The organism is Streptomyces sp. NPDC001480 (genome assembly GCF_042894725.1).
In the GTDB taxonomy this organism is placed as follows: Bacteria; Actinomycetota; Actinomycetes; order Streptomycetales; family Streptomycetaceae; genus Streptomyces.
On sequence record NZ_JBIAVX010000004.1, the window covers coordinates 492,057 to 506,614 of the forward strand.

Below are 14,558 nucleotides of genomic sequence, written 5' to 3' on the forward strand. Positions count from 1 at the left end.
GGGCCGTCCCCCGGGTCGTCCACATCCCAAATCCCGTGATCCCGGGAGGCTTCGCGGGTGCCCCTATGAACCTTGGGAGATGACCCATGGCCCAGCGGTCACTGGAGCCGACGACCACCGCCGAGGACGCGGGCGCGGGAATCCGCGTACCGGCCGGCAGGTCGTGGCTCGACCGGTACTTCCACATATCCCGGCGCGGATCCACCGTCGCGCGCGAGGTCCGCGGCGGCGTCACCACCTTCATGGCGATGGCGTACATCCTGCTGCTCAACCCGCTGATCCTGTCCGGCAAGGACGCGGCGGGGAACACGCTCGGGCAGCACGCGCTGATCACCGCGACGGCGTTCGCCGCGGCCTGCACCACGCTGCTGATGGGGTTCGTCGGCAGGGTGCCGCTCGCGCTCGCCGCCGGCCTCTCCGTCTCCGGTGTCCTGTCCTCGCAGGTCGTGCCGCGGATGACCTGGCCGCAGGCCATGGGGATGTGCGTGGTGTACGGCGCGGTCATCATGCTGCTGGTCGTCACCGGACTGCGCGAGATGATCATGAACGCGATCCCGTTGGCGCTCAAGCACGGGATCACCATGGGCATCGGCCTGTTCATCGCCCTCATCGGCTTCTACAAGTCGGGCTTCGTGCACCAGGGCAAGGCCACCCCGCTCACCCTCGGACCCGCGGGTGAGCTGGCGGGCCGGCCCGTGCTGCTCTTCGCCGGCACGCTGCTGCTGATCTTCATGCTCCAGGCCCGGAACGTTCCCGGCGCCATCCTCATCGGCATCGTCAGCGGCACGGTCGTCGCCGCCGTCCTGGGCGGCCTGGGCGTCATCGCCCCCGGACAGTGGGCGGGCGGCGCCCCCGAACTCCACGGCAGCGCGGTGTCGATGCCCAACTTCTCGCTCTTCGGGCACGTCGACTTCGGCGGCTGGGGCCAGGTCGGCGCGATGACGGTCGGCATGATCGTCTTCACCCTCGTCCTCGCCGGGTTCTTCGACGCCATGGCCACCATCATCGGCGTCGGCACCGAGGCCGGGCTGGCCGACGCAGAGGGCCGTATGCCGGGCCTGTCCAAGGCGTTGTTCATCGACGGCGCGGGCGGCGCGATCGGCGGTGCGGCGGGCGGTTCCGGCCAGACCGTCTTCATCGAGTCCGCGACCGGGGTCGGTGAGGGGGCCCGCACGGGACTGGCCTCCGCCGTCACCGGGCTGCTCTTCGCCGCCTGCCTGTTCTTCACCCCGCTCACCGCGATCGTGCCGCAGGAGGTCGCCTCCGCCGCCCTGGTCGTCATCGGAGCGATGATGCTGATGAACGCCCGGCACGTGGACTGGGCCGACCGGGCGACCGCCGTCCCGGTGTTCCTGACGGTCGTGCTGATGCCGTTCACCTACACGATCACCACGGGCGTGGCCGCCGGCGTCGTCTCCTGGACGGCCATCAGGGCCGCCCAGGGCAAGGCCCGGGAGATCGGGGCATTCATGTGGGGCCTGACAGGCATCTTCCTGGTCTATTTCGCCCTCCATCCCATCGAGGGCCGGCTGGGCGTGCACTAGCCGGTCCGTCGGGGCACCCGCCGCACGAGCGTTCTAAGGAGACCGAGAGATGCTGGACATCGCCGAGGAGTTGGACCGGTGGGTCGAGCAGGGCCGTGACTTCGCCGTCGCCACCGTGGTGGCCGTCGGCGGCAGCGCCCCGCGCCGGCCCGGCGCCGCCCTCGCGGTGGACGCCGACGGAACGGCGATCGGCTCGGTCTCCGGCGGCTGCGTGGAGGGCGCGGTGTACGAGCTGTGCCGGCAGGCCCTCAGGGACGGCGAAACCGTCCTGGAGCGCTTCGGGTACAGCGATGAGGACGCCTTCGCCGTCGGCCTGACCTGCGGCGGCGTCATCGACATCCTCGTCGTGCCGGTACGGGCGGGCGACCCCGTCCGTCCGGTGGCCGCCGCCGCGCTCGCCGCCGCCGCGCGAGGGGAGGCGGCGGCGGTGGCGCGGATCGTCTCCGGACCGGCCGGACTGCTGGGCCGGGCCCTCCTGGTGCGCGCCGACGGCTCGTCCGAGGGCGGCTTCGGCGGACATCCCGGGCTGGACCGCACGGTGGCCGCCGAGGCGGCGGCCTTCCTGGACGCGGGCCGTACCGGCACCCTGGAGATCGGCGAACAGGGCTCCCGCTGCGGGGCTCCGCTGACGGTGCTGGTCGAGTCGTCGGTCCCGCCGCCCCGGATGATCGTCTTCGGCGCGATCGACTTCGCCTCGGCGCTGGTCCGCGTCGGCAAGTTCCTGGGCCACCACGTGACCGTGTGCGACGCCCGTGCCGTCTTCGCGACACCGGCCCGCTTCCCCGAGGCCGACGAGGTCGTCGTCGACTGGCCCCACCGGTACCTGGAGCGCACGTCCGTGGACGCCCGGACGGTCCTGTGCGTGCTGACCCACGACGCCAAGTTCGACGTACCGCTGCTGAAGCTGGCGCTGCGCCTGCCGGTCGCGTACGTCGGCGCGATGGGCTCCCGCCGCACCCACCTCGACCGCAACGAACGCCTGCGCCAAGCAGGCGTCACCGAGCTGGAACTGGCCCGCCTGCGCTCGCCGATCGGCCTCGACCTCGGCGCCCGCACCCCCGAGGAGACCGCCCTGTCCATCGCCGCGGAGATCGTCGCCGACCGTCGCGGCGGCAGCGGCGTCCCCCTGACCGGCGCGCACACCCCGATCCACCACGACCCCGCCCCGCCGGGACGCATCGACTCGGTGGCCTGAGCGCCACCGCGGACCGGCGGGCGGCGGGCGTACCCACCACCCGTGCGGGTGGGCTGGGAGGCGCGGCTCTCCTCTGCCGTCGCGGCCGACCGGTCAGGGGCTGCGCAGCAGTGTGTTGACGGCCCGTCCGAACACCGTCCGGGCCGTCGCGGCCAGGGGGCGGTCGAAGGCCGAGGGCAGCCGGCGCACCCGCAACTCCTCCCGCCACACCACGCGGGTACGGCCGCCCGGTCCCGGCCGTACCTCCAGTTCGGCCCAGCCGAGCACCACGCGGCCCCGCTTGACCAGGCGGCACAGTCCGGGCTCGCCGTCTCGCGGCGGGCGCCAGACGGTGACCTCCATGCGGTCGTCGAAAGCGAGCGGCCCGATCCCCGAACGGGCCACGACCACCGTGCCCTGACGGGTCGGCGGGTCCGTGACCACGGTGATCCGGGTCAGCGGGACGGCGTCGGCATGCCGGGACCAGTCCGTGAGCCGGCGCCACGCCTCGTCGATGGGAAGCGGTGCCGTACGTTCGAGGAGGAAGTTGACCACAGCACGATCGTAGGGAAGCGGGCCGGAGGATCGGCACGCCCACCGCCGGATCACGCGGACGGCGCAATCTCCCGTGCGCACAGTCGTACGGCCGGTACACCTTCCCCGGTTCGGCTGTCCGCCTGGGCCGCAAGGCTCCCTAGAGCCAGTCCCGCCGCTTGAAGATGAGGTACAGGCTCACACAGACCACCCCCATCAGCCCGATCGCGAAGGGGTATCCGAACGTCCAGTGCAGCTCGGGCATATGGGAGAAGTTCATCCCGTAGATCGTCCCGACCAGCGTCGGCGCGAACAGGATCGCCGCCCACGAGGAGATCTTCTTGACCTCCTCGTTCTGTTCGAAGCCCGCTTCCGCCAGTGCCCGCATCTCCGCGTTCTGCTGCTGCGTGACCAGGGTCGCGTTCACCGTGAGGATCTCGGTGAGGGCCTGGCGGAACCCGTCGACGCGTTCGCTGGTGTGGGTGACGTGGTCGGCGACGTCGCGGAGGTAGCGCTGGAGTTCCTCGTCCGTCTCGTACTTGGCGAAGCCGGCCATCAGGGCGTGCAGCATGCCGACCAGGGGGCGGGTGGCGCGCTGGAACTCGACCATCTCGCGGGAGAGTTCGTAGATACGGCGGGAGACCTCGGGGTCGCCGCGGAAGACCTCCGTCTCGATCTCGTCGATGTCGTTCTGGACGCCCGCGACGACGGGCGCGTAGCCGTCCACGACCGCGTCGAGTATCGCGTAGAGGACCGCTTCCGGGCCCAGTTTGAGCAGCTCGGGGGAGTCCTCCATGCGGCGGCGAACTGCGGAGAGGTCGGGGGCGGCGCCGTGCCGGACGGTGATGACGAAGTCGGTTCCGACGAACACGTGCAGCTCGCCGAAGTCGACCTCCTCGGGCGCGTCCAGGTAGCGGGCGGCGCGCAGCACGACGAAGAGGGTGTCGCCGTACCGCTCCAGCTTCGGACGCTGGTGCGCCTCCATCGCGTCCTCGACGGCCAGCGGATGCAGACCGAACTCCGCCGCGAGGGAGAGGAGTTCACCTTCCGTGGGCCGGGCCAGACCGATCCACGCCATGCCGGCCGACTGCTCGCGCAGCTCCCGGTAGGTGTCGGCGAGCGTGGCGGGGTCGGCGACGCGCACCCCGTCGCGGTACAGGGCCGCCTGGACGATGCTCGCGGCCTCGGCCGCTGCCGCGGCGGGCGGTTCCGCGGGCGGCGCGGAGGGCTCGGCCGCGGGCGGCTGCGCCGGGGGCAGGGTGCGCCGCCAGACGGATTCGCGGAGGTTCTTCCTGGAGGCGGGGAGGGCGCGTCGCTCGGGCATCGAGTGCTGCCTCTCGGTCGGCCGGCGTCGGCATGATCACCCGCAGGATATACGGGGCATACCCGGCCCGTCCCGGGTGCGCGGACCGGGATCCGGTGAGAGTTGCGGACCGAAGATGTCCGCAAGCGGCACTAGCGTGCGGTCATGACAGCTCGGATCCGTCGCGCGCCGACGCCCGCACAAGGAACACCCAGGCGGGAGTTCGGCCGGCCGGCACCGGTGTGGCGACCGAGGGGTGGGGACCGGGGCTCGTGGACCGAGGCGTGAGGACCGGGATGGGGAGCGGTGGCGTGGCGGATCGGGGTGCGGGGAGCCGCGGAGGGCAAGGCGGTGGGGCGGTGGGTTCACGCGCGGGCAGCGATCGGCGGGAGAGCCGTGGCGCTGAAGAGCGTGGGGAGCGGACGCGCGGCGTGCGGAGCACGGACGGCGGTGACCCGGGCAGCCCGAGCCCCCAGGATCCCGTCGCGATGATCAGGCGCCCGGCGGGCTCCGGCCCCCGCCCGGAAGGCTCGCAGTCGGCAGACCCCCGCCCGGAACACTCCCGCGCGACGAACCCCCGCAAGCAGAGCCCCGGAGCCAGGAGTTCTCGCCCCGGCGCGGCCTGCGCGCCGGTGCTTTCGCTCCGGGCCCTGAACCGGGCGACCCTCGGCCGGCAGCTGCTGCTGCGCCGCTCGGCGATGTCGGCCAAGGCCGCCGTCGAGCATCTGGTCGGGCTCCAGGCGCAGAACGTGAAGCCGCCGTACTACGCGCTCGCCGCCCGCCTCGACCGCTTCGTGCCGCAGGATCTGTCCCGGCTCATGGCCGACCGCACGGCCGTCCGTATCGTCACGATGCGTTCGACCATCCACACCCACACGGCCGACGACTGCCTCACCCTGCGCCCGTTCGTCCAGCCCGCCAGGGACCGGGAGCTGAACGCCTTCCGCAAGGGGCTCACCGGCGTCGACCTCGACCGGCTCGCCGCGCTCACCCGTGAGCTCGTGGAGGCCGAGCCGCGCACCATGGCGCAGTTGCGTCAGGAGCTGTCCGTCAAGTGGCCGGAGGCCGATCCGCAGGCCCTCGCGGTCGCCGCCCGCTGCCGACTGCCGCTGGTCCAGGTCACCCCGCGCGGGCTCTGGGACCGCGGCGGCCAGGTCGCCCTGACCACCGCCGAGCGGTGGCTGGGCCGCCCCGCCGAGCCGGCCCCTGCACCGGACGCCGTCGTGCTGCGCTACCTCGCCGCCTTCGGCCCGGCCTCCGTCAAGGACATGCAGATCTGGGCGGGCCTCACCCGGCTGCGCGCGGCCTTCGAACGCCTGCGCCCACGACTCGTCACCTTCCGGGACGGCAACGGCGTCGAGCTGTTCGACCTGCCCGACGCGCCCCGCCCCGACCCGGACACCCCGGCCCCGCCCCGCTTCCTGCCCGAGTTCGACAACCTGCTCCTGTCCCACGCCGACCGCGCCCGCGTCATACCCCCCGAGTACTGGGGCCGCAGCTGGCAGGGCAACCAGGCCCACCGCACGCTCCTCGTCGACGGCTTCCTGGCGGGTGTCTGGAAGCTGGAGGATGAGGCGCTGGTCGTGGAGACCTTCACCCGGCTGACCCCGGCCCAGCGGGAGGAAGTGCGGGAAGAGGGACGGCGGATGCTGGAGACGATGCACCCCGGGGCGTCGTACGACATCCGGTTCGGCAGCGTCGTACGGCGGTGAGGACGACCGGAAACATGGAAAGGGAGGCGCTGCGGGCCGCTCGTGGAGGCCCGCAACGCCCCCCTGGCATCTACCCGAGGGATGCTCGGGAGGCTTCGCCGGTTACGAGTTGACCTGCGTGGTCACCAGGTTCGAGAAGGTGGTCAGCCGGGTGTACACACCCGGGTAACCGGCCTCCGCGCACCCCTCTCCCCAGGAAGTGATCCCTGCCAGGACGCCCCCGATGAGCAGGGGACCGCCGCTGTCGCCCTGGCAGGTGTCTACGCCGCCGGAGGTGTATCCGGCGCAAACCATGTCGGTCTGGACGAAGTCCGAACCGTAGGAGCTCTTGCAGCTGGAGTCGGACACGATCGGTACGGTCGCGGTCCGCAGCTGGTTGGAGGAGCTGCCGTTCTCCGAGGTGGTGCCCCAGCCGAGGATGCGGGCCGTGGTGCCGGCCGCGTACACGCTCGTCTGCGAGGAGGAGACGTACGACGCCGGGGTGTACGACATCGACGACGACAGGGTCAGCACGGCGACGTCGTCACCGTTGGTGGCGTCGGTGTAGTCCGGGTTGATCCAGATCTTGCTGACCTTGCTGACCGTGCCGTTGGTGCCGTTCAGGTAGGTCCGGCCGCCGACCACCCGGACACCGCTGGTGGATTCGCCGACCATGCAGTGGGCCGCGGTCACCACCTTCTTCGCCGCCACCAGGGTGCCGCCGCAGAACTGGTTACCGGAGGCGTCCGTGATCTGCATCATGAACGGGTACGCGGTCGTCGTGGTCGTCGTGCCGCCGACGATGGGCTGGGGGGCGGCCTGCGCGGTGGGGGAGCCGAGCAGTGCGGTCGCGGCGGCGGCAGCGGTCGCCGCGACGGCGGCGGCGGTTCTCTTTGCGCGGTTTGGCCCGAACATGAGTCTCCTCAGTGGGGTTGCCGGTGGGGGGACGCGCGGGTGTGGGGGTGAAGCACGGGGATCGCGGGACCGACCCCCGTATGCCCGGGCGAGCGGCATGGGTTCAAGCTAGGACCCGGATCGGCCTCCTCCCAATGAGGGAACCCCCTAGTGGAGTGGGGCAGGGAAAACCCTCGGTCCGGCCCAGTAAACAAGAGCGTTGCTCAGTGTGCGCGGCGGCCTGCCGCCAATCGGACGATGTCCACCCGCGAGCGGATCCCGAGCTTGCGGTAGACCCGGGTCAGGGTCGCCTCGACCGTCTTGACGCTGATGAACAGACGGGCGGCGATCTCCCGGTTGGTGGCGCCCTCCATGACCAGCGCGGCCACCTGACGCTCCATCGAGGCCAGTCCCTCCAGCGCGTCCAGGGCGGCGGGCGCGGTGACCACCGGCTCCGGGTCGGGCTCCGGTGCCGTGACGGCCGCCTCCACCTGACGCAGCCAGGGCAGCGCCCGGCAGCGGCGGAACAGCCGGGCCGCCTCGTCGTACGCCGTCGGTCCCGGGCGTTCGGTGTGCAGCTGGGCCAGCGCGAAGGCGGCGCGGGCCTCCTCCAGGCCGTAGCCGAGTTTGGCGAGCCGGTCCTGGGCCGACGTCAACTGGGATACGGCCGCCTCCAGTTGCCCGCGGGCGGCGCGGACCAGGGCCTCGGCGCGGTCCAGGACCGCGAGCACACTCTCCCGGCCGAGCCGCAGCGCGTGCTCACGGGTGACGTCGATGACGTCCTGCGCCTCGTCCGGCGCGCCGACCCTGACGAGGGCCTCGGCGAGGTCTCCGTGCCAGCGGCCGCGCGCCGGGTCGGTGATGCCCAGGTGCTGCTCCAGTTCCCGCACCCGGCGCAGCGAGCGCACCGCGCCCGCCGGGTCCCCGGCCACCAACTGGGCGTAGCCCAGCGCGCCCAGGGCCCGGGAGAGGTACATCTGGTCCCCGTCCTGCTCGGCGTGCTCGACCGCCTCCCGGGCCAGCGCGAGCGCCCGGTCCACGTCGCCGCCGGATGCCTCCGCGAGGGAGGTGAGCATGCCGGAGGCCGTCTCGCCGATCCCGGAGTCCCGGGCCAGGGCGAGGCTCTCGCGGGCCAGCTCCAGCGCCCGGCCGCAGTGCCCGGAGCGCAGTTCGGTCTCGGCGAGGCCGCGCAGGAAGTGCACCTCGCTCTCCACCGAGCCGCGCCGACGCACCTCGCGCAGCAGGGCGGTGACGGTGGCCCGTGCCTCGGCCAGCTGGTCGCCCATGACCAGCCAGCGGAACCGGGCGCTGCCCGCGCCGTTGTGATGGCACGCCACCCTCGGGTCCTGCGGCTCCTTCATCGCGCGCTTGATGGTGGCGGGGGCCGCCGGATGACCCATCAGGGTCTCGATCTGGGCCAGGAAGGCCAGCGCCAGGAGCTCGGTGCGCCGGTCGCCGCCGCGTTCGGCGAGCTCCGCCGTGTGCGCGGCGGCCTCGCGCGCCTCGGTGAAGTCACCCTCCACGATCAGCGCACGCCACGCCATCTGGTAGTGGACGAGGGCGAGCAGCCGCGGGTCGTCGCCGGCGTCGGCGAGGGCCTGCGGGAAGACGGCGTCGACCTCGGTCATGGTGTGGCCGGCCGTCTCGATCACGGCCATCCAGGCCCGCACCCGCTCGGCGGGCACGGTCGCCCGGGTCAGCACCTCGCGGGCGATGTCCCGGGCGAGGTCGACCTCCCCGGCGGTGATGGCGTCCTCGGCGGCCTGGAGCCGGCGTTCGTCAGGGCCGGGCACGCTGCCGGCCGGGGTGTGCCGGGCGGCGAGCAGTCCGAGCTGCGCGGCCACGGACGGCGCCCCGCGGTCCCGGGCCAGCGCGGCGGCCTCGGCGAGCCGGGCGGCGGCCTCCGGGTCGGTGCCGGTGGTGGCCAGCGCGAGGTGGCGGGCCCGCTCTATCGGGTCGGGGGCGGCGGTGGACAGCGCGGCGTGCGCGGCCCGCCGTTCGTGGACGGGGGCCTCGGCGTACAGGGCGGCGGAGATCAGCGGGTGCGCGAACCGTACGGCGGGACCCTCCGGCTCGGTGGCCAGCAGCCCGAGTTCGGCGGCCTGTGCGCACTCGGCCTCGGCGTTCTCCCGGCCGGCCGCGTGCAGCAGCGCCGGGGTGGGGCGGGCGCCCGCGCTGGCCACCAGGAGGGTGCGGCGGGCCTCGACGGAGAGCATGTCCAGGCGGCTGAGCACCAGCGCCCGCAGCGAGGTGGGCACCGGCAGCGGCTCGCCGGGGCGCGGCGGGGTGGGGCTCTCGGTGAGGGCACGGCCGAGTTCCAGCGCGAAGAGCGGGTTGCCGCCGCTGGTGCGGTGGATCTCGCGGACCGTGGAGCGGGTCAGGCCGGTGTGGCCGCGGTGGTCGAGCAGGGCGGAGACCTGGGTGCGGGTCAGGGGGCCGAGCCGGACGGCGAGGGTGTCGGGCGGGGACGCGCGTAGATGGCGGTCGTACTCCTGGTGCTCGGTGCGCACCGCGCACAGCAGTTGGACGGGGGTGTCACCCAGGCGGCGGGCGGCGAAGCCGAGGAGTTCGGCGCTGGCCGGGTCCAGCCACTGAAGGTCGTCGGCGACGACGAGGACGGTGCCCTCGGTGGCCAGCGCGCGCAGCGCGGACAGCACGGCGAGGCGCAGCGCGAGCCCGTCGCGCTGGAGGCTGGACTCGCCGCGGCCGGTGAGCGCCGACTCCAGGGCGGTGGCCTGGGCGGAGGGCAGCCGGGCGGACACCCGGTCGAGCACCAGGCCGAGGAGGTCGGCGAGCGCGAGGAAGGGGAGGTGCGATTCGGACTCGGTGGCCGAGCAGCGCAACACGGTGTGGGCGGCACCGGCGTATTCCGCTGCCAATGCCCGCAGTACGGTGGATTTCCCTATTCCGGCGGGGCCGTGCAGCAGGACGCTGCCGCCTCGGGTGAGCTGCTCGTGGGCGGCCGTGAACAGCTCCTCCCGGCCGATGACCAGGTCGGGGCGGCATCTCGCAGGCTCCTGGAAGTCCCGTCGCACGGTCACCGCTCCCCTCCTGTGTCGTGTCCGGGCCAAATTCTAGGCAATGAAGACCGAAATTCGGACGGAAGCCGTGGTGAGGGAAATAACAGGGACACGTGCATATGCAAATTCAAAGCGCGGCCGCATGAATGAAAGGCGTTCAAGGCAACAGGCCCGCGCGGCGCGCCGAGGAGACCGCCTCCCCCCGGGTGTGCGCGCCCAGCTTCCGCATCGCCGAGCGCAGGTACCCCTTGACCGTCTCCGGGCGCAGACCCAGTCGCCGGGCCACCGCCGCGTTGGTCGCGCCGTCCGCCACGCAGGCCAGGACGTCCAGTTCACGAGGGGCCAGGCTCGGGCCCTCGGCCGGGCCCGGGCCGGTCAGCAGGCCGCAGGCCGCCAGCAGCTCGGCCCGCAGTGCCGGGTCGCCGATCCGCGGGGCCAGCGCGAGCAGCGCGGCGTGCGCCTCGCGCACCCGTTCCCGGCCCGCGGCCACCGCACCCGGGGCGGGCTCCGGCCGGACCGCGGTGAGCAGGCCCCGTGCCTCCTCCCGGACCACCAGCGCCTGTTCCACGTCCCGCGCCGCCGCCACCGCCGCGCTCAGGGTGCGGTCACCCAGCGGCTGGGCCGAGCGCAGCGCGCCGTACAGCACGCCCCGCACCCGGCGCCGTACCACCACCGGCACGGCCACCACCGAGCGCAGGCCCTCCGCGGCCACCGGGACGTCGTACTCGTGGCTGATCTGCCGGGAGGCGGAGTAGTCCGTCACCGCGCACGGCCGGGCCAGCGCCACCGCCTTGCCGCCCAGCCCGTTGCCGGAGGTCACCGCGAGCGAGCGCAGCGCCACGGTCGCGGTGCCGCTCAGTTCGCTGATCCGCATCTGCGGCCGGCCGGCCTCGACCAGGCCGCCGAAGGCGACCGGGAGCCCGGTCGTGCGTCGCAGCCGGGCCAGCGCACTGCGTATCTCCACCACCCCGGCGGCGTCTGCTGTCACCTCTTCGCCCCTTCATCCCGGCTTCGTGCTGCCCACACCCCCGTTCGGGGGTAGTGAGACCTGCATCACGGATTACACGATGCCAGAGAGCCGCCCGGCAATGGTCCGGCACCTAGGAGGACAGATGACGACGGCGACGGAGCTCTTCCGCAGCGCGCGGGACTTCCTGCTGGAACACCGCGAGGACTACGCCACGGCGTACGAGGGCTTCGACTGGCCGCGCCCCCAGCACTTCAACTGGGCGCTGGACTGGTTCGACGTCATCGCGGACGGCAACGACCGCACCGCCCTGCACATCGTCGAGGAGGACGGCACCGAGACCCGGCTGTCCTTCGCGGAGCTCGCCGAACGCTCGGGCCGGGTCGCGAACCGGCTGCGGGAACGCGGGGTCGAGGCCGAGGACCGGGTGCTGGTCATGCTCGGCAACCAGGCCGAGCTGTGGGAGACGGCGCTGGCCGCGATGAAGCTGCGCGCGGTCGTCATCCCCGCCACCCCGCTGCTCGGCCCCGCCGATCTGCGCGACCGCGTCGAACGGGGCCGGGTCAGGCATGTGATCGCGCGCGCGGAGGACACCGCCAAGTTCGCCGAGGTGCCCGGCGCCTACACCCGGATCGCCGTCGGCGGCCTGCCCGAGGAGGGCTGGGAGCCGTACGAGGACGCGTACACCGCACCCGCCGAGTTCCTCCCCGACGGCCCCACCCTGGCCGACGACCCGCTGATGCTCTACTTCACCTCGGGCACCACCGCCCGCCCCAAGCTGGTCGAGCACACCCACACCTCGTACCCGATCGGGCACCTGGCCACCATGTACTGGATCGGGCTCAGGCCCGGCGACGTGCACCTGAACATCTCCTCGCCCGGCTGGGCCAAGCACGCCTGGTCCAACCTCTTCGCCCCGTGGAACGCGGAGGCGACCGTCTTCATCCACAACTACACCCGCTTCGACCCGGCCCGGCTGATGGCCGAGATGGACCGGGCCGGGGTGACCACGTTCTGCGCCCCGCCGACCGTGTGGCGCATGCTCATCCAGGCCGACCTGAGCGGCCTCGCCACCCCGCCCCGCGAGGCCCTCGCCGCCGGTGAGCCGCTCAACCCCGAGGTCATCGAGCAGGTGCGGCGCGCCTGGGGCGTCACCATCAGGGACGGCTTCGGCCAGACGGAGACCGCCGTGCAGGTCTCCAACAGCCCCGGACAGCCGCTGAAGACCGGCTCCATGGGGCGGCCCAGCCCCGGCTACAGGGTCGAACTGCTGGACCCGGTCTCCGGCGCCCCCGGCGCGGCCGAGGGCGAGATCGCGCTCGATCTGTCCGCCCGGCCGGTGGGACTGATGGCCGGGTACCACGGTGACGCGGACCGCACGGCGGAGGCGATGGCGGGCGGCTACTACCGCACCGGAGACGTCGCCGCCCGGGACGAGGACGGATATCTGACGTACATCGGGCGCAGCGACGACGTCTTCAAGGCCTCGGACTACAAGATCAGCCCGTTCGAGCTGGAGAGCGCCCTGCTGGAGCACGAGGCCGTGGCCGAGGCGGCCGTCGTGCCCGCGCCGGACGAGCTGCGCCTGGCCGTGCCCAAGGCGTACGTCGTCCTCGCCGAGGGCTGGCAGCCCGGCCCCGACACCGCCAAGGTGCTCTTCGAGCACTCCCGCGAGGTCCTCGCCCCCTACAAGCGCATCCGCCGGCTGGAGTTCGGCGAGCTGCCCAAGACCGTCTCCGGCAAGATCCGCCGGATCGAGCTGCGCGAGGCCACGGCGGCGGGCTCGCAGAAGGAGTACCGCGAGGAGGACTTCCGGTGAGCGAACTGTCGTACACGCACGGGACCGGCGCCACCGCGCTGCTCGGTGACACCGTCGGGGCCAACCTGGACCGGGCGGTCGCGGCCTGGCCGGACCGCGAGGCACTCGTGGACGTGCCGTCCGGGCGGCGCTGGACGTACACCGAATTCGCCGCCGACGTCGACCGGCTGGCGTACGCGCTGCTGGCGAGCGGGGTCGCGAAGGGCGACCGGGTGGGCATCTGGGCGGTCAACTGCGCGGAGTGGGTGCTGGTCCAGTACGCCACCGCCCGCATCGGCGCGGTCATGGTGAACATCAACCCCGCCTACCGCACGCACGAGGTCGAGTACGTACTCAACCAGGCCGGGATCTCCCTGCTGTTCGCCTCCCTCAGCCACAAGGCGAGCGACTACCGGGCGATGGTCGAGGAAGTGCGGGGCAGGTGCCCGCTGTTGCGGGAGACCGTCTACATCGGCGACCCGAGCTGGGACGCGCTGCTCGGACGCGGCACCCCGGACCGGCACGCGGAACTGGTCGCGCGGGCAGCCGAGTTGTCCTGCGACGACCCCATCAACATCCAGTACACCTCGGGCACGACGGGCTTCCCCAAGGGGGCCACCCTCTCCCACCACAACATCCTCAACAACGGCTACTTCGTGGGGGAGGCCGTCGCCTACGGCGAGCAGGACCGGATCTGCATCCCGGTGCCCTTCTACCACTGCTTCGGCATGGTGATGGGCAACCTCGCGGCCACCTCGCACGGCGCCTGCATGGTGATCCCGGCGCCGTCCTTCGACCCGCGGGACACGCTGGAGGCGGTCCAGCGGGAGCGCTGCACCTCGCTGTACGGCGTGCCCACGATGTTCATCGCGGAGCTGAACCTCCCCGACTTCGCCGGCTACGACCTGTCGTCGCTGCGCACCGGCATCATGGCGGGCTCGCCGTGCCCGGTGGAGGTGATGAAACGGGTGGTCGCCGAGATGCACATGGCGGAGGTCTCCATCTGCTACGGCATGACCGAGACCTCCCCGGTGTCGCTCCAGACCCGGATCGACGACGACCTGGAGCACCGCACGGGCACGGTCGGCCGGGTGCTGCCGCACCTGGAGGTGAAGATCGTCGACCCGGCGAGCGGCGTGACCCGACCGCGCGGCACGGCGGGGGAGTTGTGCACCCGCGGCTACAGCGTGATGCTCGGCTACTGGAACGAGCCGGAGAAGACCGCCGAGGCGATCGACGCGGGGCGCTGGATGCACACCGGTGACCTGGCGGTGATGCGGGAGGACGGGTACGTCGAGATCGTCGGCCGCATCAAGGACATGGTCATCCGGGGCGGGGAGAACGTCTACCCGCGTGAGATCGAGGAGTTCCTCTACGGCCATCCGAAGATCCGCGACGTCCAGGTCGTCGGCGTGCCGCACGAGACGTACGGCGAGGAGGTCCTGGCCTGCGTCGTGCCGCGCGACCCGGCCGACCCGCCGACGCTTCAGGACGTGCGCGGCTTCTGCGCCGGACGGCTCGCGCACTACAAGGTGCCGAGCCGGATGGAGATCCTCGACGCCTTTCCGATGACGGTGTCCGGGAAGGTCCGCAAGGTGGAACTGCGGGAGAAGTACGGGCGTTAGGGGTCCCC

Annotated in this window: 10 protein-coding genes; 5 read left to right on the forward strand and 5 right to left on the reverse strand. The window is 72.7% G+C overall.

Annotation, left to right across the window (positions count from 1 at the left end; genetic code table 11):
• Positions 1–86: 86 nt before the first annotated feature.
• A complete protein-coding gene (locus ACFY01_RS12500; RefSeq protein ID WP_390735666.1) occupies positions 87–1,544 on the forward strand; it encodes an NCS2 family permease in 1,458 nt (485 codons plus the stop codon).
• A 49-nt stretch (positions 1,545–1,593) separates the two neighbouring features.
• A complete protein-coding gene (locus tag ACFY01_RS12505; RefSeq protein WP_390735667.1) occupies positions 1,594–2,739 on the forward strand; it encodes an XdhC family protein in 1,146 nt (381 codons plus the stop codon).
• A 93-nt stretch (positions 2,740–2,832) separates the two neighbouring features.
• On the opposite strand, the gene ACFY01_RS12510 is transcribed toward ACFY01_RS12505, so the two are convergent.
• Positions 2,833–3,273, reverse strand: coding sequence for an SRPBCC family protein (locus ACFY01_RS12510; protein ID WP_390735668.1), 441 nt, complete (start codon positions 3,271–3,273; stop codon positions 2,833–2,835).
• 139 nt (positions 3,274–3,412) lie between these two features.
• Positions 3,413–4,576 (reverse strand): magnesium and cobalt transport protein CorA, encoded by a 1,164-nt coding sequence (locus ACFY01_RS12515; RefSeq protein WP_390735669.1) that lies wholly within the window; start codon positions 4,574–4,576, stop codon positions 3,413–3,415.
• 467 nt (positions 4,577–5,043) lie between these two features.
• Here ACFY01_RS12515 and ACFY01_RS12520 point away from each other — a divergent pair, with 467 nt between their 5' ends.
• Entirely contained in the window at positions 5,044–6,267 is a 1,224-nt protein-coding gene (locus ACFY01_RS12520) for a winged helix DNA-binding domain-containing protein (protein ID WP_390735756.1), read from the forward strand.
• Positions 6,268–6,369: 102 nt separating this feature from the next.
• Here ACFY01_RS12520 and ACFY01_RS12525 read toward each other — a convergent pair whose 3' ends face one another.
• The 3 genes from ACFY01_RS12525 to ACFY01_RS12535 all read right to left on the reverse strand — a co-directional run bounded on the left by ACFY01_RS12525 (position 6,370) and on the right by ACFY01_RS12535 (position 11,148).
• Positions 6,370–7,161 (reverse strand): S1 family peptidase, encoded by a 792-nt coding sequence (locus ACFY01_RS12525; protein ID WP_390735670.1) that lies wholly within the window; start codon positions 7,159–7,161, stop codon positions 6,370–6,372.
• A 203-nt stretch (positions 7,162–7,364) separates the two neighbouring features.
• Positions 7,365–10,181, reverse strand: coding sequence for an AAA family ATPase (locus ACFY01_RS12530; RefSeq protein WP_390735671.1), 2,817 nt, complete (start codon positions 10,179–10,181; stop codon positions 7,365–7,367).
• Between the two features lie 136 nt (positions 10,182–10,317).
• Positions 10,318–11,148, reverse strand: a complete 831-nt coding sequence (locus tag ACFY01_RS12535; RefSeq protein ID WP_390735672.1) for a response regulator transcription factor — start codon at positions 11,146–11,148, stop codon at positions 10,318–10,320.
• A gap of 124 nt (positions 11,149–11,272) precedes the next feature.
• Between ACFY01_RS12535 and ACFY01_RS12540 the strand changes: the two genes are divergently transcribed.
• Positions 11,273–12,946: an AMP-binding protein gene (locus ACFY01_RS12540; protein WP_390735673.1), complete on the forward strand. Its 1,674-nt coding sequence runs from the start codon at positions 11,273–11,275 to the stop codon at positions 12,944–12,946.
• A complete protein-coding gene (locus tag ACFY01_RS12545; RefSeq protein WP_390735674.1) occupies positions 12,943–14,550 on the forward strand; it encodes an AMP-binding protein in 1,608 nt (535 codons plus the stop codon). Before ACFY01_RS12540 ends, ACFY01_RS12545 begins: the two co-directional genes overlap by 4 nt.
• Positions 14,551–14,558 lie beyond the last annotated feature (8 nt).

What these genes read in the sequence shown, in the direction of transcription:
- ACFY01_RS12525 (WP_390735670.1), bottom strand. Translation starts at nt 7,161, where the DNA reads ATGTTCGGGCCAAACCGCGCAAAGAGAACCGCCGCCGCCGTCGCGGCG.
- ACFY01_RS12515 (WP_390735669.1), bottom strand. Translation starts at nt 4,576, where the DNA reads ATGCCCGAGCGACGCGCCCTCCCCGCCTCCAGGAAGAACCTCCGCGAA.
- ACFY01_RS12500 (WP_390735666.1), top strand. Translation starts at nt 87, where the DNA reads ATGGCCCAGCGGTCACTGGAGCCGACGACCACCGCCGAGGACGCGGGC.
- ACFY01_RS12505 (WP_390735667.1), top strand. Translation starts at nt 1,594, where the DNA reads ATGCTGGACATCGCCGAGGAGTTGGACCGGTGGGTCGAGCAGGGCCGT.
- ACFY01_RS12520 (WP_390735756.1), top strand. Translation starts at nt 5,044, where the DNA reads ATGATCAGGCGCCCGGCGGGCTCCGGCCCCCGCCCGGAAGGCTCGCAG.
- ACFY01_RS12540 (WP_390735673.1), top strand. Translation starts at nt 11,273, where the DNA reads ATGACGACGGCGACGGAGCTCTTCCGCAGCGCGCGGGACTTCCTGCTG.